At 70.8% G+C, this 19,849-nt stretch carries 19 protein-coding genes; 13 read left to right on the forward strand and 6 right to left on the reverse strand.

Translation table 11 applies throughout. The annotated features are described in order from the left end of the window. Nucleotides 1-36: 36 nt before the first annotated feature. The gene (locus STVA_RS24255) at nt 37-2,487 is read left to right on the forward strand and encodes a TIGR02302 family protein (protein ID WP_123691186.1); all 2,451 of its coding nucleotides are present in this window, start codon (nt 37-39) and stop codon (nt 2,485-2,487) included. Between the two features lie 62 nt (nt 2,488-2,549). Here STVA_RS24255 and STVA_RS24260 read toward each other — a convergent pair whose 3' ends face one another. After that, a complete protein-coding gene (locus tag STVA_RS24260; protein WP_123691418.1) occupies nt 2,550-3,203 on the reverse strand; it encodes a DUF3426 domain-containing protein in 654 nt (217 codons plus the stop codon). A gap of 138 nt (nt 3,204-3,341) precedes the next feature. Between STVA_RS24260 and STVA_RS24265 the strand changes: the two genes are divergently transcribed. The 6 genes from STVA_RS24265 to STVA_RS24285 all read left to right on the forward strand — a co-directional run bounded on the left by STVA_RS24265 (nt 3,342) and on the right by STVA_RS24285 (nt 7,432). Continuing rightward, on the forward strand, nt 3,342-3,887 hold the full coding sequence (locus tag STVA_RS24265; RefSeq protein WP_123691184.1) for a tetratricopeptide repeat protein: 546 nt from the start codon (nt 3,342-3,344) through the stop codon (nt 3,885-3,887). Nucleotides 3,888-3,986: 99 nt separating this feature from the next. Next, a complete protein-coding gene (gene ftsE, locus STVA_RS24270; protein ID WP_123691182.1) occupies nt 3,987-4,673 on the forward strand; it encodes a cell division ATP-binding protein FtsE in 687 nt (228 codons plus the stop codon). Next, a complete protein-coding gene (locus STVA_RS27805) occupies nt 4,670-5,554 on the forward strand; it encodes a cell division protein FtsX (protein WP_170216533.1) in 885 nt (294 codons plus the stop codon). Before ftsE ends, STVA_RS27805 begins: the two co-directional genes overlap by 4 nt. Nucleotides 5,555-5,562: 8 nt before the next feature. Further along, complete coding sequence (locus STVA_RS27810; protein WP_170216532.1) at nt 5,563-6,108, forward strand: D-glycero-alpha-D-manno-heptose-1,7-bisphosphate 7-phosphatase; 546 nt, start codon at nt 5,563-5,565, stop codon at nt 6,106-6,108. Then, on the forward strand, nt 6,105-6,698 hold the full coding sequence (locus STVA_RS24280) for a YdcF family protein (protein ID WP_123691180.1): 594 nt from the start codon (nt 6,105-6,107) through the stop codon (nt 6,696-6,698). Before STVA_RS27810 ends, STVA_RS24280 begins: the two co-directional genes overlap by 4 nt. After that, the gene (locus STVA_RS24285; RefSeq protein WP_123691178.1) at nt 6,695-7,432 is read left to right on the forward strand and encodes a lysophospholipid acyltransferase family protein; all 738 of its coding nucleotides are present in this window, start codon (nt 6,695-6,697) and stop codon (nt 7,430-7,432) included. Before STVA_RS24280 ends, STVA_RS24285 begins: the two co-directional genes overlap by 4 nt. Here STVA_RS24285 and STVA_RS24290 read toward each other — a convergent pair. Beyond that, nucleotides 7,404-8,087, reverse strand: a complete 684-nt coding sequence (locus tag STVA_RS24290; RefSeq protein WP_123691176.1) for a glycosyltransferase family A protein — start codon at nt 8,085-8,087, stop codon at nt 7,404-7,406. The two genes, STVA_RS24285 and STVA_RS24290, sit on opposite strands and share 29 nt — an antisense overlap. Nucleotides 8,088-8,307: 220 nt before the next feature. On the opposite strand from STVA_RS24290, the gene STVA_RS24295 reads away from it, so the two are divergent. Continuing rightward, on the forward strand, nt 8,308-10,632 hold the full coding sequence (locus tag STVA_RS24295) for an adenosylcobalamin-dependent ribonucleoside-diphosphate reductase (protein ID WP_123691174.1): 2,325 nt from the start codon (nt 8,308-8,310) through the stop codon (nt 10,630-10,632). A 101-nt stretch (nt 10,633-10,733) separates the two neighbouring features. Further along, nucleotides 10,734-12,020 carry an MFS transporter gene (locus tag STVA_RS24300; protein ID WP_170216531.1) on the forward strand — a complete coding sequence of 429 codons (1,287 nt, stop codon included), beginning with the start codon at nt 10,734-10,736 and terminating at the stop codon, nt 12,018-12,020. Here the strand turns inward: STVA_RS24300 and STVA_RS24305 are convergent. The 3 genes from STVA_RS24305 to STVA_RS24315 form a co-directional block, all read right to left on the reverse strand. Next, entirely contained in the window at nt 12,017-12,412 is a 396-nt protein-coding gene (locus tag STVA_RS24305) for a helix-turn-helix domain-containing protein (RefSeq protein ID WP_123691170.1), read from the reverse strand. The two genes, STVA_RS24300 and STVA_RS24305, sit on opposite strands and share 4 nt — an antisense overlap. Before the next feature lie 333 nt (nt 12,413-12,745). Then, nucleotides 12,746-13,726, reverse strand: a complete 981-nt coding sequence (locus STVA_RS24310; protein ID WP_123691168.1) for a 2-dehydropantoate 2-reductase — start codon at nt 13,724-13,726, stop codon at nt 12,746-12,748. Next, a complete protein-coding gene (locus STVA_RS24315) occupies nt 13,723-15,267 on the reverse strand; it encodes an acyl--CoA ligase (protein WP_245978358.1) in 1,545 nt (514 codons plus the stop codon). Before STVA_RS24315 ends, STVA_RS24310 begins: the two co-directional genes overlap by 4 nt. Nucleotides 15,268-15,419: 152 nt before the next feature. Here STVA_RS24315 and STVA_RS24320 point away from each other — a divergent pair, with 152 nt between their 5' ends. Next, complete coding sequence (locus tag STVA_RS24320; protein WP_170216530.1) at nt 15,420-16,340, forward strand: DMT family transporter; 921 nt, start codon at nt 15,420-15,422, stop codon at nt 16,338-16,340. Between the two features lie 30 nt (nt 16,341-16,370). On the opposite strand, the gene phaR is transcribed toward STVA_RS24320, so the two are convergent. Beyond that, nucleotides 16,371-17,009, reverse strand: a complete 639-nt coding sequence (gene phaR / locus STVA_RS24325; protein ID WP_123691164.1) for a polyhydroxyalkanoate synthesis repressor PhaR — start codon at nt 17,007-17,009, stop codon at nt 16,371-16,373. A gap of 155 nt (nt 17,010-17,164) precedes the next feature. Between phaR and STVA_RS28270 the strand changes: the two genes are divergently transcribed. Genes STVA_RS28270 through STVA_RS24335 form a run of 3 tightly spaced genes read left to right on the forward strand, consistent with a single transcriptional unit; the run spans nt 17,165 to nt 19,824 of the window. Then, entirely contained in the window at nt 17,165-17,569 is a 405-nt protein-coding gene (locus STVA_RS28270) for a hypothetical protein (RefSeq protein ID WP_245978357.1), read from the forward strand. Next, complete coding sequence (locus STVA_RS24330; RefSeq protein ID WP_245978356.1) at nt 17,484-18,614, forward strand: alpha/beta fold hydrolase; 1,131 nt, start codon at nt 17,484-17,486, stop codon at nt 18,612-18,614. The genes STVA_RS28270 and STVA_RS24330 overlap by 86 nt, the downstream gene beginning before the upstream one ends. Nucleotides 18,615-18,648: 34 nt before the next feature. Then, nucleotides 18,649-19,824, forward strand: a complete 1,176-nt coding sequence (locus STVA_RS24335; protein ID WP_123691160.1) for an acetyl-CoA C-acetyltransferase — start codon at nt 18,649-18,651, stop codon at nt 19,822-19,824. Nucleotides 19,825-19,849 lie beyond the last annotated feature (25 nt).

Genomic DNA, 19,849 nt, shown 5'->3' on the forward strand with positions numbered 1-19,849 from the left:
GCGGCCCGCCGGGTTCGCCTGGCGCGGCTCGCCCTGATGTGGGAGCGGGCCTGGCCCGCCTTGTGGCCGCCGGCAGCAGTCGGCGGCCTTTTCCTTGCCCTGGCGCTGCTGGATCTGCCGTCGCGGCTGCCAGGCTGGGCGCACGCTCTGCTGCTGGCGGGCTTTGCCGCCGCGTTCGTCTACGTGGCTGCCCGGGCCATCCGATCGATGGCCGCGACCGCCAGCCAGGACCCGCTGCGCCGGGTCGAGGTGGCAAGCGGCCTCAGCCACCGCCCGCTCGCCACGCTGGAGGACCGCCCCGTCGGCGCCCCGGACAGCCAGGCGGCCGCCCTCTGGGCCATCCATCAGGAACGCCTGCGCGCGAGTGCCAGCCGCCTGTCGGTCGGCGTGCCCGCGGCCGGCTGGGGCCGGCGCGACCAGGCGGGCCTGCGCGCCGCGGTCGCCCTGCTGCTGGTGATCGGCGTCGTCGCCGGCCGCCATGATGGCGGCGCCCGGCTGCTGCGCGCCGTGACCCCGTCCTTTGCCGCGGCCGGCCCTGCCGCCGTCGTCACGCTGGACATCTGGATCAACCCACCCGCCTATACCGGCCAGCCACCCGCCCTGCTGCGCGCCGACAGCGAGACGCCCGTAGCGATCCCGACCGGCAGCGCGCTCCTGGCGCAGCTCCATGGCGGCGGGGCCGTGCCCCGGCTGCTGGTGGACGAGGCCGCAACCGAGTTCCAGGCGATCGACGCCGCCAACTTTCGCGCCAGCGCCACCCTGACCGCCGGCCAGCGCCTGGCCGTCATGCAGGGCAGCCGCACCGTGGCGGCCTGGCCCGTGCGCATCGTGCCGGACGAGACGCCGACCATCCGCTTCGCCACGCCCCCCGGACGCAGCGAGCGCGCGGCCCTGCGCCTGGAATATGATGCGGGCGACGATTACGGCATCGAGACCGTGACCGCCATCATCCGCCGTGCCGACGAGAAGAAGGCCGCGGACGGGAAGGCCACCGACGGCAAGCCCGCCCCCGGGCAGCCGATCACGCTGGAGCTGCCGCTGCCCGGACTGAAGCCGACGGCCGCACGGTCGGCCAGCTTCCATGACCTGACCCCGCACATCTGGGCCGGCCTGCCGGTGACGATCACGCTCGAGGCCGTCGACGCCATCGGCCAGGTGGGGCGAAGCGAGCCCGCCGCGATGGTGCTGCCGGAGCGCAACTTCACCCACCCGGTCGCCCGCGCCATCGTCGAGCAGCGCCGCGAGCTGGCCATCGATCCCGCCAACCGCGAAGCCGTGGCCGAGGTGCTGGGCCAGCTGAGCCTGCGACCGGCCCGTTTCGGCGACGACTACGTCGTGTTCCTGGCGTTGCGCACGGCGCGCGCGCGCCTGTCCTTCAACGCCGAGGGCGACGCCATCGAGCCGGTGCAGCAGCTTCTGTGGGATACCGCGCTGCGCATCGAGGACGGTCGCACTTCCAGCACCGAGCGCGACCTGCGGCAGGCGCAGCGGGCGCTGATGGATGCGCTCGACCGCAACGCCTCCGACCAGGAGATCGAGCGGCTGATGCGCGAGCTGCAGCAGGCGATCGACCGCCACATGCAGGCGATGGCCGAGGAGATGATGCGCAACCCCGAGCGTTTCCAGCCGCAGGAAATGCCGCCCAACGCCCAGGTGGTCCGCCGCGAGGACATCCAGCGCATGCTGGACCAGGCCCGCGAACTGGCCCGCAGCGGTGCGCGCGAGGCCGCCCGCGACATGCTCCAGCGCCTGCAGGAGATGATGGAGAACATGCGCATGGCCCGCCCCCAGCCGGGCCAGCAGCAGCAGGGACAGCAGGGCCAGGCGCAGCAGATGATGCGTGACCTGCAGCGCATGATGCAGCGCCAGCAGCAGCTGCTCGACCGCAGCCATCGGGCCCAGCAGCAGCGCCAGGGACAGCGCGGACAGCAAGGGCAGCGCGGCCAGCAAGGGCAGCAGGGCCAACAAGGGCAGCAGGGCGAACAGGGCGAGGGCCAGGACGGCATGGGTGCCGGCGACCAGGAGCAGCTCCGCCGCATGCTGGGCGAGTTCATGCGCCGCATGGGCGAGGGCGGCGGCGAGATCCCCGGCGGTCTCGGCCGCGCCGAGCGCGCCATGCGCGATGCCGCCCGCCAGCTTGGCCAGGGCGATCCGGGCGGCGCCGTCGGCCCGCAGGGCGAGGCGCTGGACCAGTTGCAGCAGGCGATGCAGGGCATGGCCGAGCAGATGATGGGCAACCAGTTCGGCGAGGGCGACCCGCAGGGCGTGCCCAACCAGGGCCAGCGCAATGCCGACCGCAACCGCGATCCGCTCGGCCGGCCGATGCCGACGACGGGCACCTACGAAGGCAGCGACGTCAAGGTGCCGGGCGAGGGCGAGCTGTCGCGCAGCCGGGCCATCCTGGACGAGTTGCGACGGCGCGCTGGCGAGCGCTTCCGCCCCTCGATGGAGCGCGACTACATCGATCGCCTGCTCCGCCGCTTCTGACGCCGATCTCTACGACCGTCACGCGGCGGACGGTCAGGTGGTGGACGGTCAGGCGGGGCGGGTCACGAGCCCTTGGTGAAGGTGATCGACAGGCCGGCCGCGCGGCGGTCGGGGTCGCGCACGACGGTGTTGAAGGTCGTGCTCTCGCCCGGCAACAGGCGCGTGCCGGTGGTCGAGAAGGTCCAGGACGACAGCGCGCGCTCGCCCGCGTCCTTCAGCACGGCGCGCAGGCGCGGAATCGTCCGCTCTTCCGACGAGCCGTTATGGATCTCGCCGCGGACCGCCAACTCCTGCTCGCCGCCGGCGATGCGGCGGTCGGTGACGATGCCGCGGATCTCCAGCCCGGCCCCCAGCGGCTCCACCCGGATACCGACCATTGCATAGATCTTGGCCGCCGGCGGCCAGGCCTCGACGATGCGGTCGCGCGCCAGGTGCCCGGCCACGATCAAGGCCACGAAGAGCGCCAGCAGGATCGTCCAGGGCAGATAGTTGGTCGGCGTCGGTGGCGGCGGGATCAGGGCTGGCAGGTTGCTGCGCTCGGCCGGCAGGTCCGGCCCGGGGGCGGGCAGCAGCTCGATGCGGCGGGGCTGGTCGTCGGGCGGCGTCTGGTGCCAGGAATGGCCGCAATGGGCGCAGCGCACGACGCGCCCGCCACCACCCAGGGTGCGGGGGTCGATCAGGTAGCGCGTGTCGCAGGCCGAACAGGTAAGGATCATCGAGGCGGTGGAGAGCCTCCGGTTACAGGCGGAACCTAGCGGCTCGATCCCGCGGTCGCAAGCGACGCGCTGCACTGCGGCATCACCATTTTGGCCGGCATCTTGGCAACTCGCCCGGGCTGCACCAGTGTTCCTGCCATGCGCTGCATCCCCGCCCTCGCCCTGCTCGTCCTGGCCTTGGCCCCACCGGCTGCGGCCGACCAGACGGACCCACGCCTGCCCGGCCTGTTCGCCCGGCTGGAGGCCCCCGCCGCAGCCGACGCCAAGGCCGTCGAGGCCACGATCTGGCAGCTCTGGGCGATCACCGACGTCGAAGAGGCGATCATCCCCTACCGCCGCGGCGTAGCGGCACTGGAAGAAGCCCGGCTGGAAGATGCGCTGGCGCTCTTCGTCGACGTGACGGACAAGGCGCCCGAATTTGCCGAGGGATGGAACAAGCGGGCGACCGTGCTGTTCCATCTCGGACGCTATCGCGAGTCGGCCACCGCGGTGGCGCGCACCCTGGCGCTGGAGCCACGGCATTTCGGGGCCTGGGCCGGCCTGGGCCTGATCCGCCAAGCCGAGGGGCGCGACGGCGAGGCGCTGGCGGCATTCGAGCGCGGGCTGGCCGTCAACCCGCACATGCCCGGCGTGGCCGCCGCCACGCGCGATCTGGGCCGCCGCTTGCGCGGCCGCGCCATCTGACGCGACCGGCCCGGGGGCCATCCCGGTGGACGGGCCGGCGGCCGGCGTGCAAAGGTGCGGCCTCTTCGACATCCGGAAAATCAGGCGGACGGCAGCGACGTGATCCGGTTCGAGAACGTGGGAATGCGCTACGGCACGGGGCCGGAGATCCTGCGGGATCTGACCTTTACGGTGGAGCCGGGGGCGTGCTGGTTCCTGACCGGGGCCAGCGGTGCCGGCAAGTCCTCCCTGCTGCGACTGATGTACCTGGCCCATGCGCCATCACGCGGCCTGATCAACCTTTTCGATCGCGACATCGCGACCACCCCGCGCGACGAATTGCCATCGCTGCGCCGCCAGATCGGCGTGGTGTTCCAGGATTTCCGGCTGGTGCCGAACCTGACCGCACTGCAGAACGTGGCACTGCCGCTGCGCATCGCCGGCAAGGCCGAATCGGAGGTGCGCCAGCACGCCGTCGAACTGCTGCGCTGGGTCGGCCTCGGTCCGTTCGTCGACCATTTTCCGCCGGCCCTGTCGGGCGGGCAGCAACAGCGCGTGGCCATCGCGCGCGCCGTCATCGCCCAGCCGAAGCTGCTGCTGGCCGACGAGCCGACCGGCAACCTCGACGAGGAGATGGGCAACCGCCTGATGCGCCTGTTCATGGAGATGAACAAGCTCGGCACCAGCATCGTCATCGCCACCCATAATGAGGGGCTGGTGCGCCGCCATGGCGGCCGCGTCCTGCATCTGGTGGATGGCGAACTGGCCGACCGCACGGACCATCCTTCGGCGAGCCACCCATCATGAGCGGCCGCCTGCTCGGCCGCGACCCCGTCAGCCGCACCATGCCGTGGATGGTTGCGGTCATGGCCTTCATCGCCGCCCTGTCGCTGGCGCTGGCCCTTGCGGTGGAAGCCGCGGCCGCCCGCTTCGGCTCCGGCCTGTCGGGCAACGTGACGATCGAGGTGCCGCACGACGATGCCGAGGGCGCCGCCGACGCCCGCGCCGCCCAGATCGTGGCGGGCGTGACCAAGGTGCCGGGGGTGCTGGCCGCCACGATCGTGCCGCGCGCCGTCACCGCCAAGCTGGTCGAGCCTTGGCTGGGCGCCGACCTGGCCGGAAGCGGCCTCGCCGGGGCCGGGCTGCCGCTGCCGACGCTGGTCGACGTGCGGGTCGATCCCGGCAATCCGCCCCAGGCCGGCATGCTGTCGGCGATAACGGCCGCCGTATCCCCCGCCATCCGCATCGACGACCACCGGTCCTGGCTCGACCAGCTGCTCGGCTGGGTGACGGCGGTGCGGCTGGGGGCCGGCGCGGTGCTGCTCTGCGCCCTGCTCGGCATCGTCCTGACGATCGCGCTGGCGACGCAGGCCGCACTCGAGATCCATCGCGAGGTGATCGAGATCCTGCATATCATCGGCGCGCGGGATACCTACATCGCCACCCAGTTCCAGTTGCAGGCCCTGCGCATGGGCCTGCAGGGCGGGGCCGCCGGCGCCGGCCTGGCCACGCTGCTGCTGCTGGTGGTCGGCAGCACCGGGCTGACGCAACAGTCGGGGATGATGCCCGCCCTCGAACTCGGCACGCGGGAATGGATCGCGGTCGCCATCCTGCCGCTGCTGGCCGGCGGCATCGCCGTCCTCGTCGCCCGGCGCGTCGTCCTGCGCGCGCTGGCGCGGATGATGTAGGCTGGGCGATGCGCCTCATTCTCATCGACCGTGACGGGGTCCTGAACGTCGACCGGCCCGATTCGGTACGGAACCCGGGAGAGCTGGTGCCGATCCCTGGTTCGGCCGCCGCGGTGGCCCGGCTGAACGCCGCGGGCGTCCGTGTCGCCGTCGTGACCAACCAGGCGGTGGTCGGCCGCGGCATCATCGGGCCCGACATGCTGGAGCAGATCCACCACCGCCTGGCCGACGACCTGCGCCGCGCGGGCGCCCGGATCGACGCCTGGTTCGTCTGCACCGATGCCCCCCATGCCGCGACAGCGCGGCGCAAGCCCGGGCCCGGCATGCTGCGCGAGGCCATGGACCAGTTCCGCATCGCCCCCGCCGAGACCGTCATGATCGGCGACGCCGAGACCGACCTGGAAGCCGCCCTGGCCGCCGGCTGCCGGCGCGTGCTTGTGCGCACGGGCAAGGGGGCGGCGACGCAGGCCCGCGGGATCAAGCCCCATCTGCTGCCGGTGGCGGTGCACGAGGACCTGGCCGGGGCGGTGGAAGCTCTTCTCGCCCCCGCATGATCGGCCGGCTGCTGCGCCGCCTGCGCGTGCTGCTGGCCCTGGGCGGCATGGCTGGCCTGGCGCTGGCAGCGGGCTTCGTGTGGTTTGCCGAATCGATTCCCTGGGCGTCCCCCGACGACGACGCCCGGACCGACGCCATCGTGGTCCTGACCGGCGGGGCCGATCGCATCCCGGTCGGCGTGGCGCTGCTGGCTCGCGGGCTGGCGCAGAAGCTGTTCGTGTCGGGCGTCCACCCCGTCGTCGACCTGCCCACGATGCTGCGCGACGCCGTCATTGAGGACGCATCCCGCCAGGATGCGATCGCACTCGGCCACGCCGCCTACAACACCCGGGACAATGCGGTCGAAACCGCACAGTGGATGGAGCGGGAGGGCTTCCGGTCGCTGCGCCTGGTGACCGCCAACTATCACCTCTGGCGGGCGGAACTGGAGTTGCGGCGGCGCATGCCGCACATCCAGTTCATCCTGCACCCGGTCGTGCCGGCGCAGATGAAGCGGGACTGGTGGGCCTGGCGCGGCACGACGATGCTGCTCGCGGCCGAATATGTGAAGTATCTCTGGAGCATCGTCCGCCCGCGGAGCAGCACTTGACCCTCGCCCGATCCATCCTGTTCAACCTCGCCTTCTTCCTGTGGACCGTGCTGCTGGCGCTGGTGACCTGGCCGGCGCTGCTGCTGCCGCGCGGCGCCACCGTGGCCGTGTATCGTTTCTGGTCGGGCGGGGTCGCCGTCCTGGCGGCGGCCATCGTCGGCATCCGCAGCCGCTGGATCGGCCTCGACCAGGCGCCGCGCGGCCCGGTGCTCTATGCCGCCAAGCACCAGTCGGCCTGGGACACGATCACTATGCCGGGCCGGCTGGACGAGCCGGCGGTGGTCCTGAAGCAGGAGCTGCTGCGCATCCCGATCTATGGCGGCTTCGTGCGGCGCTGGGGGGCGATCCCGGTCGACCGCAAGGCCGGCGCATCGGCGCTGCGCACGATGGTGGCCGACGCCAAGGCCGCCGCGGCCGCCGGCCGGTCCATCCTCATCTATCCGCAGGGCACGCGGGTGGCGCCGGGGGTCTCCGCCCCCTACCAGCCGGGAATCGCCGCCCTCTACAGCCAGCTTGGCCTGCCGGTGGTGCCGGTCGCCCTCAATTCCGGGCTCTACTGGGGGCGCCGGTCGTTCTTCAAGCGCGCCGGCACGATCACGGTGGAACTGCTGCCGGCGATACCGCCGGGGCTCGACCGGCGGGAGTTCCTGCGACGGCTGGAGGCCGCGACCGAGACCGCGACCGATCGTCTGGTCGCAACTGCCCCTACCAGTGCTCCCCCAGGATCCGGCTGACGAAACGGGCGCCGTAGCGGTCGACCAGGGGGCCGTAGAGATTGCCGTCGGCATTGGCGGTGCGGTCGGACCAACCGCCCTCCGCCAGCCAGGTGGTGCGCCGCATCACGAGTTGCATGCAGTCGATATTGTGCAGGCGCGCGGGATAGCCGGTCGACACCAGGGCCGGCATCGCGCCGTCGCCCGACACCTTGGGGTCGCGCCAGATGATGCGGCCGTCGGTATGCATGCCGCGCATCAGGATGGGAAAGACGACGATGTCGTTGGCGTCGAACACCGCGTCCCTGGCCTTGGTGAAATAGACCCCGCGGAACCGCCGCAGCTCGCGGTCGATCTCCTCCAGCGCGAAGGGGTAGAGCAGGTTGTCGGCATTGAAGTGGACGATGTATTCGCCCGCCGCCGCGCGGATGCCGATGTCGCGCAGGCTGTGGCCCCAGTCGTTGTGGCGCACCATGGTCTTGGTCACGCGCGCGACGTGGGGATAGCGTGCCTGCAGCTCTGCCGGGTCGAGCCGGCGCCGGGTCGGGCCGTCGTGATAGAGCAGGACCTCGAAGTCGGCGAAGGTCTGCGCCTCCAGCGAGCCCAGGCCGCGATGCAGGGTGGCATCGTCGATGACGCCGTCGAAATGCACCACGACGATGCTGAAGCGCGGCATCGGCAGCCTTATGGGTGAGGGGACAAGGTTGGGGACAAGTGGCGGGAACAATCCCGAGAATAGCGGGGATGAATCGAAAAACCAGCATCCCTTCAAGATGTTGTACCGCCATCGGTCACCAGAAACAGAACGTGAACGAAATCTTGACCATGCCGGTGCCGGATCCTAGATTGAACCTCCGGCCGGATGCGCGGGCGGCCGTCAGGCAGGAGGCGCGCCGATGGTGAGCGTGGCGGCGATTTCCCAGCAGATCTGGGACATGAAGTATCGGCTGAAGGGGCCGGACGGTGCCCCCGTCGACCGCACCATCGAGGAAACCTGGCAGCGCGTTGCCGGCGCCGTGGCCGCCGGCGAGACCGCCCCCGCCCTGTGGCAGGACCGCTTCTACGCGGCGCTCGAGGGCTTCCGCTTCCTGCCGGCCGGGCGGATCGTCGCCGGCGCCGGCACCGGCCGGACCGTGACCCTTTTCAACTGCTTCGTCATGGGCACCATCCCGGACGACATGGGCGGCATCTTCCAGCACCTGCGGGAGGCCGCCCTGACGATGCAGCAGGGGGGCGGCATCGGCTACGACTTCTCCACGCTGCGGCCGCGCGGGGCACCGGTGAAGGGCGTCGGCGCCGACGCGTCCGGCCCGCTCTCCTTCATGGACGTGTGGGATGCGATGTGCCGCACGATCATGAGTGCGGGTCACCGCCGCGGCGCCATGATGGCGACGCTGGCCTGCGACCACCCGGACATCGAGGCCTTCATCGCCGCCAAGCGCGAGCCGGGCCGGCTGCGCATGTTCAACCTTTCGGTCCTGGTCAGCGACGCCTTCATGGCAGCGGTGAAGGAGGACCAGCCCTGGGAGCTGCGCTTCGAGGGCGCGACCTGGAAGGTGCTGCCGGCGCGCGAACTGTGGGACGCGATCATGCGCGCGACCTACGCCTATGCCGAGCCGGGCGTCATCTTCATCGACCGCATCAACCGCCGCAACAACCTGCACTACTGCGAGACGATTCGGGCGACCAACCCGTGCGGCGAGCAGCCGCTGCCGCCCTATGGCGCCTGCCTGCTGGGTTCGGTCAACCTGGCGGCCCTCGTGCTCGACCCCTTCACCGACACGGCCCGGCTCGATCTCGAGCGGCTGGCGACGCTGGTGCCGACGGCCGTGCGCATGATGGACGGCGTCATCGACGTGTCGCGCTTCCCCCTGCCGGAGCAGGAGGCCGAGGCCCGCGCCAAGCGCCGCATCGGCCTTGGTATCACCGGGCTGGCCGATGCGCTGATCCTCTGCCGGGTGCGCTATGGCAGCCAGGAGGCAGTATCCCTGACCGAGGACTGGATGCGCGCGATCCAGCGCCACGCCTACCTGGCCTCGGCCGAGCTGGCGCGCGAGAAAGGGGCCTTCCCGCTCTTCGAGCGCGAGGCCTTCCTGGCCGGCGAGACGGTGGCCGGCCTGGACCAGGACGTGCGCGACGCCATCGCCCGCCACGGCATCCGCAATGCGCTGCTGACCTCGGTCGCACCGACCGGCACGATCTCGATCTTCGCCGACAATGTGTCGTCGGGGCTGGAGCCGGTGTTCAGCTTCAAGTACGCCCGCCAGGTGCTGATGCCGGACGGCAGCCGCCGCGAGGAGGAAGTGAGCGACCATGCCTATCGCCTGTTCCGGCGGCTGGAAGGCGAGCACAAGCCCCTGCCCGACTATTTCGTCGATGCCCAGACGCTGACGCCGGCCGACCATCTGGTGATGCAGGCTGCCGTCCAGCGCTTCGTCGACAGCTCGATCTCCAAGACCATCAACGTGCCGGTCGACATCGCCTTCGACCGCTTCAAGGACGTCTACCTGCAGGCCTACGAACTGGGCTGCAAGGGCTGCACGACCTATCGCCCCAACGAGGTGACGGGGTCGGTGCTGAGCGTGCCCGCCGCCCGCGACAGGCCCGAGGCCCGCCAGGCCGAACTGCCGCTGGCGCCCCCGCCGGCCCGGCCGGCCGACCTCTACGAGGCGGGCGGCGTCGTCTACATGACGCGCCCGCTCGACCGGCCGGAGGCGCTGCCCGGCAAGACCTACAAGATCCGCTGGCCGGAAACGGACCACGCCATCTACATCACCCTGAACGACATCGTGCAGGACGGCCGCCGCCGCCCGTTCGAGGTTTTCGTCAACTCCAAGAGCACCGAGCACTATGCCTGGACGGTGGCGCTGACGCGGATGATCAGCGCCGTCTTCCGCCGCGGCGGCGACGTGTCCTTCGTGGTCGAGGAGTTGAAGGCCGTCTTCGACCCGCGCGGCGGCACCTGGATGGACGGGCGCTACGTGCCCTCGCTGCTGGCGGCGATCGGCGAGGTGATCGAGCGCCACATGATCGACATCGGCTTCATCGCCGGCCCGGATGCCGGCGAGGCTGGCCATGCGCCGCGCCGCGTCGTCGGCCTGCCGGCGGAACGGCCGACAGGTGCGGCCCTCCGCCAATGCCCGAAATGCGGCTCGGCCGGGCTGGTCCGCCAGGAAGGCTGCGACAGCTGCCTCGACTGCGGCTATTCCAAATGCGGATGACCGCCCGCCCTCATCCATGGCGCGGGCGGACGGCCCGGCCCATGCATGCTATGCAGGAGCATGGCAGGCGCTAGGGTTCGGAGGCCGGGCGGATGAGGGGATTGCTGCGTTCCGTCGGGCCGCTGCTGCTGGGCATCGGCATCGTCCTGCTGGCATCCGGCCTGTTCAATTCCTTCCTGTCGCTGCGCATGGGCATCGAGGGCTTCCCGCCCCAGCTCATCGGCTTCGTCGTCTCGTCCTATTTCGCCGGGTTCCTGTTCGGCTCGCTGTGGGCCAGCACGATCGTGGCGCAGGTGGGCCATATCCGCGCCTTCGCGGCCTTTGCCGCGATCCTGACCGGATCCTTCCTCTTCCTGGCGCTCTTCGTCAGCCCATGGGCGTGGATGGCGATCCGCGTGCTGGCGGGCTTCGCCATCGCCGGCATCTTCGTCGTGACCGAGAGCTGGCTGAACGACCGCGCCGACAGCGGCAATCGCGGTCGCATCCTCTCTTTCTACATGATCGTGAACCAGCTGGCCTCGGGCCTCGGCCAGCAGTTGCTGCAGGCGGGCGACCCGGCCGGGCCGGACCTGTTCCTGATCGCGGGAGCGCTGTTGTCTGTGGCGCTGGTGCCGGTCGCCCTGTCGCCGTCCGCCGGGCCGCCACCGCCGTCGCGCAACGCCCTCAACCTTCTGGCGCTCTATCGCATCTCCCCGCTGGGTGTCATCGGCTGCTTCGCGGTCGGCCTGTCCAACGCCGCCTTCTATAGCCTGGCCCCCCTGTTCGGGCAGTCGCTCGGCCTGTCCGTCGCCGCCATTGCCCAGTTCATGACGCTGACCATCTTCGCCGGCATGGTCATGCAATGGCCCATCGGCCGCCTGTCCGACCGCCGCGACCGCCGCCACGTCATCGTCGGCGTGGGCTCGGGCGTCGTCCTGTCGGCCGCCGCCATCGCCGTGGTCGGCGGCTGGTCGCTGCCGCTGCTGCTGGTGCTGGTCGCAATCTATGGCGGGCTGTCGCTGACGATCTATCCGCTGATGGTGGCCCACGCCAACGACTTCACCGGACCCGGCCAGCGCGTGGCCGCCAGCGCCGGCCTGCTGCTAGCCTATGGCATCGGCGCCGTCGCCGGCCCGATCATCGCCGCCAACCTGATGGGCTGGCTCGGCGCCCAGGCGCTGTTCGGTTATATCGCGACCGTGGCGACCCTGCTGGTAGCCTTCACGATCTATCGCATCGGCCGGCGCGCCCCGGTGCCGGTCGAGGAGCGGGAGGTCTTCGTGCCGGTGGCCGAAACGACTGCGGCGCCACGACCCGGACCCGGTCATGACGCCGCTGACGTACGTGTGGCGGTCGAACCGGCGGCCGAGACCGCCGACGGGGCCAAGCCCCAGGAAGAAAGGCGCTAGGCAGCCACCGCGTGGCCGTTGGCCAGCACGCGCGCCAGTTGGCTCAGCGCTTCCTTCTGCTTCTGGTCGCCGATCTGGGCGAAGTTCCGCGCAAGCTCGAGGCTCATGCGATCACGCCCGCCGGCGCTGCGCCCGCCATCCTCCTCGATGCCTTCGAAGAAGTAGCTGACCGGGACCCCCAACACCTGGGAGATCTCGAACAGGCGACCGGCCGACACGCGGTTGATGCCGCGCTCGTACTTGTGCGCCTGCTGGTAGGTGACGCCGATCATGTCGGCAAGCTGCTGCTGCGTCAGGCCGAGCACGATCCGGCGCTCGCGGATCATCGCACCAACATGGCGGTCGACGATGCGGGCGCGGTTGCTAGACCGCTTGGTGCCGATCTCAGGCATGGGAGTCCGGGGGGGGCTTCCATCATCCATAGTGAGGCTCCTTCCTTGGCCTCGCCCCGGCCGCGGCGAGCCGCCAGGCCGAATGGGCGATCGAAAGTGGATGAACGCAGGGCGTTCATCGCCTGGGAATAACCCCAGGTTTACGGGAAGATAATTTGGGCTGCCACCATCCAAGGTCAACCAAAAGACGCGCAGAAACGGCTAGGTTCGTCCGCAGATTGGTTTATGAATACCGCCGATATGAAGTGAACGCGGGAAATCGCGCCCGGTTCCGCGGCGTCCCGCCGCAACGCCGATGCCACCGAAACCGGGTGATCTGTGCCCCGATGGCGATCAGTGGGCGGCGCGGCTCGCCGTCTGCGCGCGTTGCTGGACCAGCCCCAGCACGACATCCAGGGTCGGCGTGGCCACGCCGACGAGTCTGGCCAGCTCCTGGACCGCGGTCACCAGGGCATCAATTTCCATCGGCCGGCCGCGCTCGAGGTCCTGCAGCATGCTGGTCTTGTGGGCACCCACATCCCGGGCCCACTGGATGCGCGTGTCGACATCGACCGCCAGCTTCGCACCCAGCGCACGCGCCACCGCCTCCACCTCGACCATCAGCAGGCGCACCGTCGGCCGCGTCGCCGCATCGCCGGCAATCTCCTCCAGCGTACCGTGGGTCAGCGCGCTGATCGGGTTGAAGCCGGCATTGCCCCACAGCTTCAGCCAGATATCATCGCGGATGCGGGGCCGGATCGGCGCCTTCAGCCCGGCCGCGTTCATGGCCTGGCTCAGCGCCTCGATCCGCGGCGTGCGCTGGCCGTCGATCTCGCCCAGCTGGAAACGATTGCCCTCGACATGGCGGACGACGCCCGGCTCCACCACCTCGCAGGCGGGATAGACGACGCAGCCGATCACGCGCTCGGGCGCAATGGCGGCCGCTAGCTTCCCCTCGGGGTCGACGCTCACGATGCGGTGGCCGGCAAAGGGACCCGGCTGGCGCTCGAAATACCACCAGGGCACGCCGTTCATGGCCGTGACGACGGATGTCTCGGGCCCGAAGAGTGGGGTCAACTGATGGGCGACGGGCGGCAGCGAATGCGCCTTCAAGGTCACGATGACGCTGTCCTGCGGGCCGGCCTCGGCCGGGTCGGCGGTGGCGGCCACGCGGGCGACCTTGGTCTGGCCGCCGATCTGCAGGGTCAGGCCGCGCTCGCGGATCGCGGCCAGGTGCGGCCCGCGCGCGATCACGGTGACGTCCTGGCCGCTGAGCGCCAGCTCGGCCGCGACATAGCCGCCGATGGCGCCCGCGCCGAAGATGCAGATCTTCATGCCGACAGCCCCAGACGCTGGGCCAGCCCGATGCGCTGCAGCTTGCCGGTGGCACCCTTGGGAATCTCGGCCAGGAAGACGATCCGCCGCGGCACCTTGAAGTCCGCCAATCGCCGGGCGACGAAGTCGCGCAGCTCCTGCTCGGCGGCCTCGCCGCCCTCCACCAGGACGACGACCGCCGCCACCTCCTCGCCCAGCTTGTCGTGCGGCATGGAGAAGGTCAGCGCCTGGTCGACCGCGGGATGGTCCATCAGCACCTCGTCGACCTCGCGCGGGCTGATCTTCTCGCCGCCGCGGTTGATCAGCTCCTTCAGGCGGCCGGTGATGGTGAGGTAGCCGTCGGCGTCCAGCACCCCCTGGTCGCCGGTACGGAACCAGCCGTCGGTGAAGCCCTTGGCATTGGCCTCGGGGTTGGCGGCGTAGCCGGCCGTCACGTTGTCGCCGCGGATCACCACCTCGCCGATCTCGCCCTGGGGCAGGATGGCCGAACCGGCCTCGTCCATGATGGCGACCTCGGGCCCGGCGGCGACGCCGACGGTGCCGGGCTTGCGCGGGCGCGGCGGCAGCGGGTTGGACGCCATCTGGTGGGCGGCCTCGGTCATGCCGTAGCTCTCGATGACCGGGACCGAGAAGGTCTCCTCCAGCGCGCGCATCACCTGCGGCGGCAGCGAGGCGGACGACGAGCGGATGAGGCGCAGGGGGCTGGCGGCGATGGCCTCGCGATTGCGCTCCGCCCGGCCCAGGATCGCCTGGTGCATGGTGGGCACCGCCGTGTACCAGGTGGGCTTGGCCTCGCCCAGCAGCGCAAAGAACCGGAGGGCGTTGAAGCCCGGCGCGCAGAAGACCGCCCCGCCGGCGCCGAGCGAGCTCAGCACCGCCGCGATCAGGCCGTGGATATGAAACAGCGGCATGATGTTGAGACAGCGGTCGGCCGGCGTCAGCCCCAGGGCCACGCGGATGTTGCGGGCCGAGGCGCAGACGTTGCGCTGGCGCAGCGGCACGATCTTGGGCCGCGAGGTGGTGCCGGACGTGTGGAGGACCAGCGCCACGTCGTCGCTGACCGCGATGCCGGGGGCGGCCGCGGTGCCCGCGGACGATCCCTCCAGCGTGAAGGCGCCGGCGGGACCGGCCGGGTCGAAGACCAGCTCGACGATCGGCACGCCTCGCGCCTGGGCGACGGCAATGGCCGGCGACTGGCTGCCGCGCTCCACCACGAGCGCCTTGGCGTCGAGGTCGCCCAGGTAGAAATCGAACTCTTCGGCGCGGTAGCCGGGATTGAGCGGCGCCGTGGTCGCGCCACAGGCGATGGCGACGAAGGCCGACGCCATCTCCGGGCCGTTCGGCAGGACGATGGCGACCGCGTCGTTGCGGCCGATCCCCAGCCGGTTCAGCGTGGCCACCGTATCGGCGACGAGCCGGCGCAGGCCGGCATAGGTCAGTTCCGGCCGGTCCGGCGCGGCGATGGCGGTTGCCTCGTCGCGCCCGATGGCAAGCAGGTCGGCGATGCTGGTGGCGGCGCTCATCGGCGTCTCTTCCGTCATTGGCGAGTTCCCCCTTGGGAGAAACCGTAGCAGCCGCCCCGGATCGAGGCCAGCCGCCGCCATAAGCGCGCGGCATGGCATGTTTTTGTGCAAGAGGGGGTGGCGGCCGGCCCAATTCCGGCGCAGGATTCCCGGCCAACCTACAGGTTTCGATGCTGGCAAGTTCCCTGCCGCCGGCCTCGCGGAGCGACATCAAGCGCGGCATCGCCTTCATGGTCGGTGCGGTCCTGGTCTTCTCCGTGTTGAACGCGGCGATCAAATGGCAAGTCGCCCGCTATCCCGTGGGCGAGGTCGTCTTCATCCGTTGCCTCTTCGCGCTCATCCCCTGCTTCGTGCTGGTGTCGATCAGCGGCGGCCTCCGGGTGCTGCGGACCCGGCGGCTCGGCTGGCACGTCTCGCGCGCGATGCTGCAGTTCGTGTCGATGAGCTGCAGCTTCATGGCCTTCAGCATGATGCCGCTGGCCGATGCCGTCGCCATCGGCTTCGCCTCGCCCATCTTCCTGACCGCGCTGTCGGTGCCGCTGCTGGGCGAGAAGGTCGGCGTCTATCGCTGGGGTGCAGTCGCCTTCGGCTTCATCGGCGTGCTGATCATGGTCCGCCCCACGGGCGACGTGCTGAACTCGGGCGCCATGTTCGCGTTGACCAACGCGCTCTTCGGCGCCCTGCTGTCGATCGGCATCCGCCGGCTGAGCGCCACCGAGGCCAGCGCCACGCTCGTCTTCTACCAGGCCGTCACGACGTTCTTAATCGCGACGGCGACGCTGCCCTTCTTCACCTGGGTCCCCATCACCTGGGCCGATTTCTTCATGATCGGCGGCATCGGCATCTGCTCGGGCGTGGCCCAGTTCTGGTGGACGCAGGCGTTCCGCTTCACGCCCGCCGCCATCCTGGCGCCCTTCAGCTACCTGTCGATGATCTGGGCCGTGCTGATGGGGTTTCTCGTCTGGGGGGACGTCCCCACGCTGCCGCTCATCGCGGGCGCGGCCATCGTCGCCATGTCCGGCCTGTTCATCGCCTATCGCGAAACGCGGCGGCGCGGCCAGGCGAGCCAGCCCGCCAAGCCGGCAAGCTGACGCGCCGGCGAGCGGGCCAGGCCAGAGTGGTCAGTCGCCCTTGCCGCCCTTGTCGTCACGCCGGGACAGCGTCTCCAGCTGCTTCTGCAGGGCATCCAGGCGGGCTTCCAGCTCGCGCATGGATTCGTTGGCGGGCGGCGGTGCCGGCGCGCGCGGCGGCTCGCCGGGGCGCTCGTCCTCACCCGGCCGGCCGGCCGAGCCCGAGAAGGGCGCCCACATCTGCATCGCGCGCTCGAACATGGCCAGGTTCTGCTTGCCCATGTCTTCGAGCCGGCCGAACGGGAACAGATTGCCGAACGTGCCCTGCATGTAGCCGCGGAACTGGTCCTGGTTGCGGGCAAAGGTCTGCATGCTGGCATCGAGATAGCGCGGCACCAGCCATTGCAGGTTGTTGCCGTAGAAGCTGATAAGCTGCCGCAGGAAGCCGATCGGCAGCAGGTTGTGCCCGCTCTTCTGTTCCTCTTCGACGATGATCTGGGTCAGCACCGTGCGGGTGATGTCGTCGCCGGTCTTGGCGTCGTAGACGACGAAGTCCTGGCCGTCCTTCACCATCTGGCACAGATGATCGAGCGTGACGTAGCTCGACGTCGCGGTGTTGTAGAGGCGACGATTGGCGTATTTCTTGATGGTGATGGCTGGTGAGGTCGCCGACCCCGAATCCTCGGTCATGCAGGTACTCCGGACGGTGGACGGTTCCGCAACGTGCATAACACGGATTTCGCTGTCGCGAACAGCGCCTCTGCTGCGGGCGCGAACAGGCGGCCGCCGGACCCGGCCGGCCGCGGCGGTGGCGACGATGCCCTGCCGCCGATATAGTCCGGCCGATGGCCGATCCGCCCGATTCAGCCGCACTCGCCAGACGGTTCGTCACCCTCTGGCAGGAGCAGATGCTGGCCGTCGCCGCCGATCCGGCCATGGCCGAGGCGACGGCGCGCTGGCTGTCGCTCTTCGCACCGGCGGCAAGCCTGACCCAGGCGTTCTCTGCACCGGCATTCGCGGCACCGCCCGTAGCGCCGGCCGCCGCCACCGGCGCGCAGCATGACCCCGTCGCCACACCCGCCCCGGCAGGGACCGCGGCCGCTGCCGGCGCATCTGGGGCTGGCGGCCACGATCTGGACCAGCTCGCGCGCCGCATGGCCGCTCTTGAGGAGCGCATCGCCGGGCTCGAATCCGCCCTTCGCGGGACCGCTCGCCGACCTCGCCGAACCGCTCCGCGCCGTCGATCCTGAGGCTTTCTCGGCCGCGCTCGACCACGAGCTGCGCGACCGCGCCGACCGCTTCCTGCGCGGGCTGGAACTCTATCGCCACCATCCCTACCGGCGCGAACTGCCGGACATGCCGGCCGTGTGGGGCGAGGGCACGACGACGCTGCGCCAGTATGGCCGGCCTGGCGCGCCGGGCCCAGCCGTCCTGGTCGTGCCGTCGCTGGTCAACCGGGCCTACATCCTGGACTTGGCACCAGGGCGCAGCCTGCTGCACCACCTGGCCGGGCGGGGCCTGCGCCCCTATCTCGTCGATTGGGCTGCACCCGGCCCCGAAGAGCGCGGCTTCGACCTGACGGCCTATGTCGCCGGCCGGCTGGAAGCCGCGCTCGACGCCGTCGTAGCCCTGGAGGGCGGGCCGGTCGCGGTGCTGGGCTATTGCATGGGGGGCGACCTGGCGCTGGCGCTCGCCTGCCGCCGGCCGCGCGACGTGTGCCGCCTGGCGCTGCTGGCGACGCCGTGGGATTTCCATGCCGAGCGCGGCGGCCAGGCCCGCGCCATCGCCGCCTGGTTTTCCACCGCCGAGCCCTGGATCGCCCGCTGGGGCGACCTGCCGGTCGACCTGCTGCAGATGCTGTTCATGGCGCTCGATCCGGCGCTGGCCCTGCGCAAGTTCTCGTCCTTCGCCGATCTCGACCCGACCGGCGACAAGGCGCATGCCTTCGTGGCGCTGGAGGACTGGCTGAACGACGGCGTGCCGCTGGCCGCCCCGGTGGCACGGGAATGCCTGGTCGACTGGTACGGCGCCAACGCGCCGGCCCGACGCGCCTGGCGCGTGGCGGGCCGCGTGGTCGACCCCGCGGCGCTGCGCATGCCGACCCTGGTGATGGCCCCGCAGCAGGACCGCATCGTGCCCCACGCGTCCGCCACGGCGCTTGCCGCCGCCATTCCAGGCGCCACCCTGCTGTCGCCGACCCTGGGCCATATCGGCATGATCGCCGGGGGCGGCGCGCCGGCGGCGGTCTGGGCGCCGCTGGCCGGCTGGCTGGACTCGGGTCCGGGCGATCCCTAGATTGCGGGTTCCGACCCACCCAGGAGCGCACCCCATGACCGACGTGGTGATCGCCGCCGCGGCCCGCACACCGATCGGCGCCTTCAACGGCACCCTTTCCAGCGTTCCCGCCCACTATCTGGGACAGGTCGCGATCACCGCCGCGCTGGAGCGGGCCAAGGTCGACCCGGCCGAGGTGGACGAGGTGGTGCTGGGCCAGATCCTGACCGCGGCCGCCGGCCAGAACCCCGCCCGCCAGGCCGCGATCGCCGCCGGCATCCCGGTCGAGCGCACGGCCTACGGCATCAACCAGCTCTGCGGGTCCGGCCTGCGCGCGGTGGCGCTCGGTTTCCAGGCGATCTTGCTGGGGGATGCCAAGATCGTCGTCGCCGGCGGCCAGGAAAGCATGAGCCAGGCCCCCCACGCCGCCTATCTGCGCAGCGGCGTGAAGATGGGCCCGGCCGAGTTCGTCGACACCATGATCAAGGACGGGCTGTGGGATGCCTTCCACGGCTACCACATGGGTAACACGGCCGAGAACGTGGCCCAGAAGTGGCAAATCACCCGCGAGCAGCAGGACGCCTTTGCGGCCGCCTCGCAGCAGAAGGCCGAGGCCGCCCAGAAGGCCGGCCGCTTCGCCGACGAGATCGTCCCCGTCACCATCAAGGGCCGCAAGGGCGACACGGTCATCGACACCGACGAGTACCCCAAGCACGGCACCACGGCCGAGACGCTGGCCAAGCTGCGCGCGGCCTTCGACAAGAACGGAACGGTGACGGCGGGCAACGCGTCCGGCATCAATGACGGCGCGGCGGTGGCCGTGCTGATGTCGGCCGACGAGGCGAACCGGCGCGGCATCACGCCCCTCGCCCGCATCGTCTCGTGGGCGACCGCCGGCGTCGACCCGGCGATCATGGGCACGGGGCCGATCCCGGCCAGCCGCGCGGCACTCGCCAAGGCCGGCTGGAGCAAGGACGACCTCGACCTGGTGGAAGCCAACGAGGCGTTCGCGGCCCAGGCCTGCGCGGTCAACAAGGAACTGGCCTGGGACACCAGCCGGGTCAACGTGAATGGCGGCGCCATCGCGCTCGGCCATCCCATCGGCGCGTCGGGTGCCCGCGTGCTGACCACGCTCCTCTACGAGATGGGCCGGCGCGGCGCCCATAAGGGCCTGGCCACCTTGTGCATCGGCGGCGGCATGGGTGTCGCCATGTGCGTCGAACGCGACTAGACCCCCGACTTCTCGCCGCCAGATC

It is taken from the genome of Stella humosa (assembly GCF_006738645.1).
GTDB lineage: Bacteria > Pseudomonadota > Alphaproteobacteria > ATCC43930 > Allostellaceae > Allostella > Allostella humosa.

Coding starts and splice junctions, on each gene's coding strand:
- STVA_RS28270 (WP_245978357.1), top strand. CDS start 17,165: ATGGCCGATCCGCCCGATTCAGCCGCACTCGCCAGACGGTTCGTCACC.
- STVA_RS24280 (WP_123691180.1), top strand. CDS start 6,105: ATGATCGGCCGGCTGCTGCGCCGCCTGCGCGTGCTGCTGGCCCTGGGC.
- STVA_RS24290 (WP_123691176.1), bottom strand. CDS start 8,087: ATGCCGCGCTTCAGCATCGTCGTGGTGCATTTCGACGGCGTCATCGAC.
- phaR (WP_123691164.1), bottom strand. CDS start 17,009: ATGACCGAGGATTCGGGGTCGGCGACCTCACCAGCCATCACCATCAAG.
- STVA_RS24295 (WP_123691174.1), top strand. CDS start 8,308: ATGGTGAGCGTGGCGGCGATTTCCCAGCAGATCTGGGACATGAAGTAT.
- STVA_RS24320 (WP_170216530.1), top strand. CDS start 15,420: ATGCTGGCAAGTTCCCTGCCGCCGGCCTCGCGGAGCGACATCAAGCGC.
- STVA_RS24310 (WP_123691168.1), bottom strand. CDS start 13,726: ATGAAGATCTGCATCTTCGGCGCGGGCGCCATCGGCGGCTATGTCGCG.
- STVA_RS24260 (WP_123691418.1), bottom strand. CDS start 3,203: ATGATCCTTACCTGTTCGGCCTGCGACACGCGCTACCTGATCGACCCC.
- STVA_RS27810 (WP_170216532.1), top strand. CDS start 5,563: ATGCGCCTCATTCTCATCGACCGTGACGGGGTCCTGAACGTCGACCGG.
- STVA_RS24335 (WP_123691160.1), top strand. CDS start 18,649: ATGACCGACGTGGTGATCGCCGCCGCGGCCCGCACACCGATCGGCGCC.
- STVA_RS24255 (WP_123691186.1), top strand. CDS start 37: ATGTGGGAGCGGGCCTGGCCCGCCTTGTGGCCGCCGGCAGCAGTCGGC.
- STVA_RS24265 (WP_123691184.1), top strand. CDS start 3,342: ATGCGCTGCATCCCCGCCCTCGCCCTGCTCGTCCTGGCCTTGGCCCCA.
- STVA_RS24315 (WP_245978358.1), bottom strand. CDS start 15,267: ATGACGGAAGAGACGCCGATGAGCGCCGCCACCAGCATCGCCGACCTG.
- STVA_RS27805 (WP_170216533.1), top strand. CDS start 4,670: ATGAGCGGCCGCCTGCTCGGCCGCGACCCCGTCAGCCGCACCATGCCG.
- STVA_RS24305 (WP_123691170.1), bottom strand. CDS start 12,412: ATGCCTGAGATCGGCACCAAGCGGTCTAGCAACCGCGCCCGCATCGTC.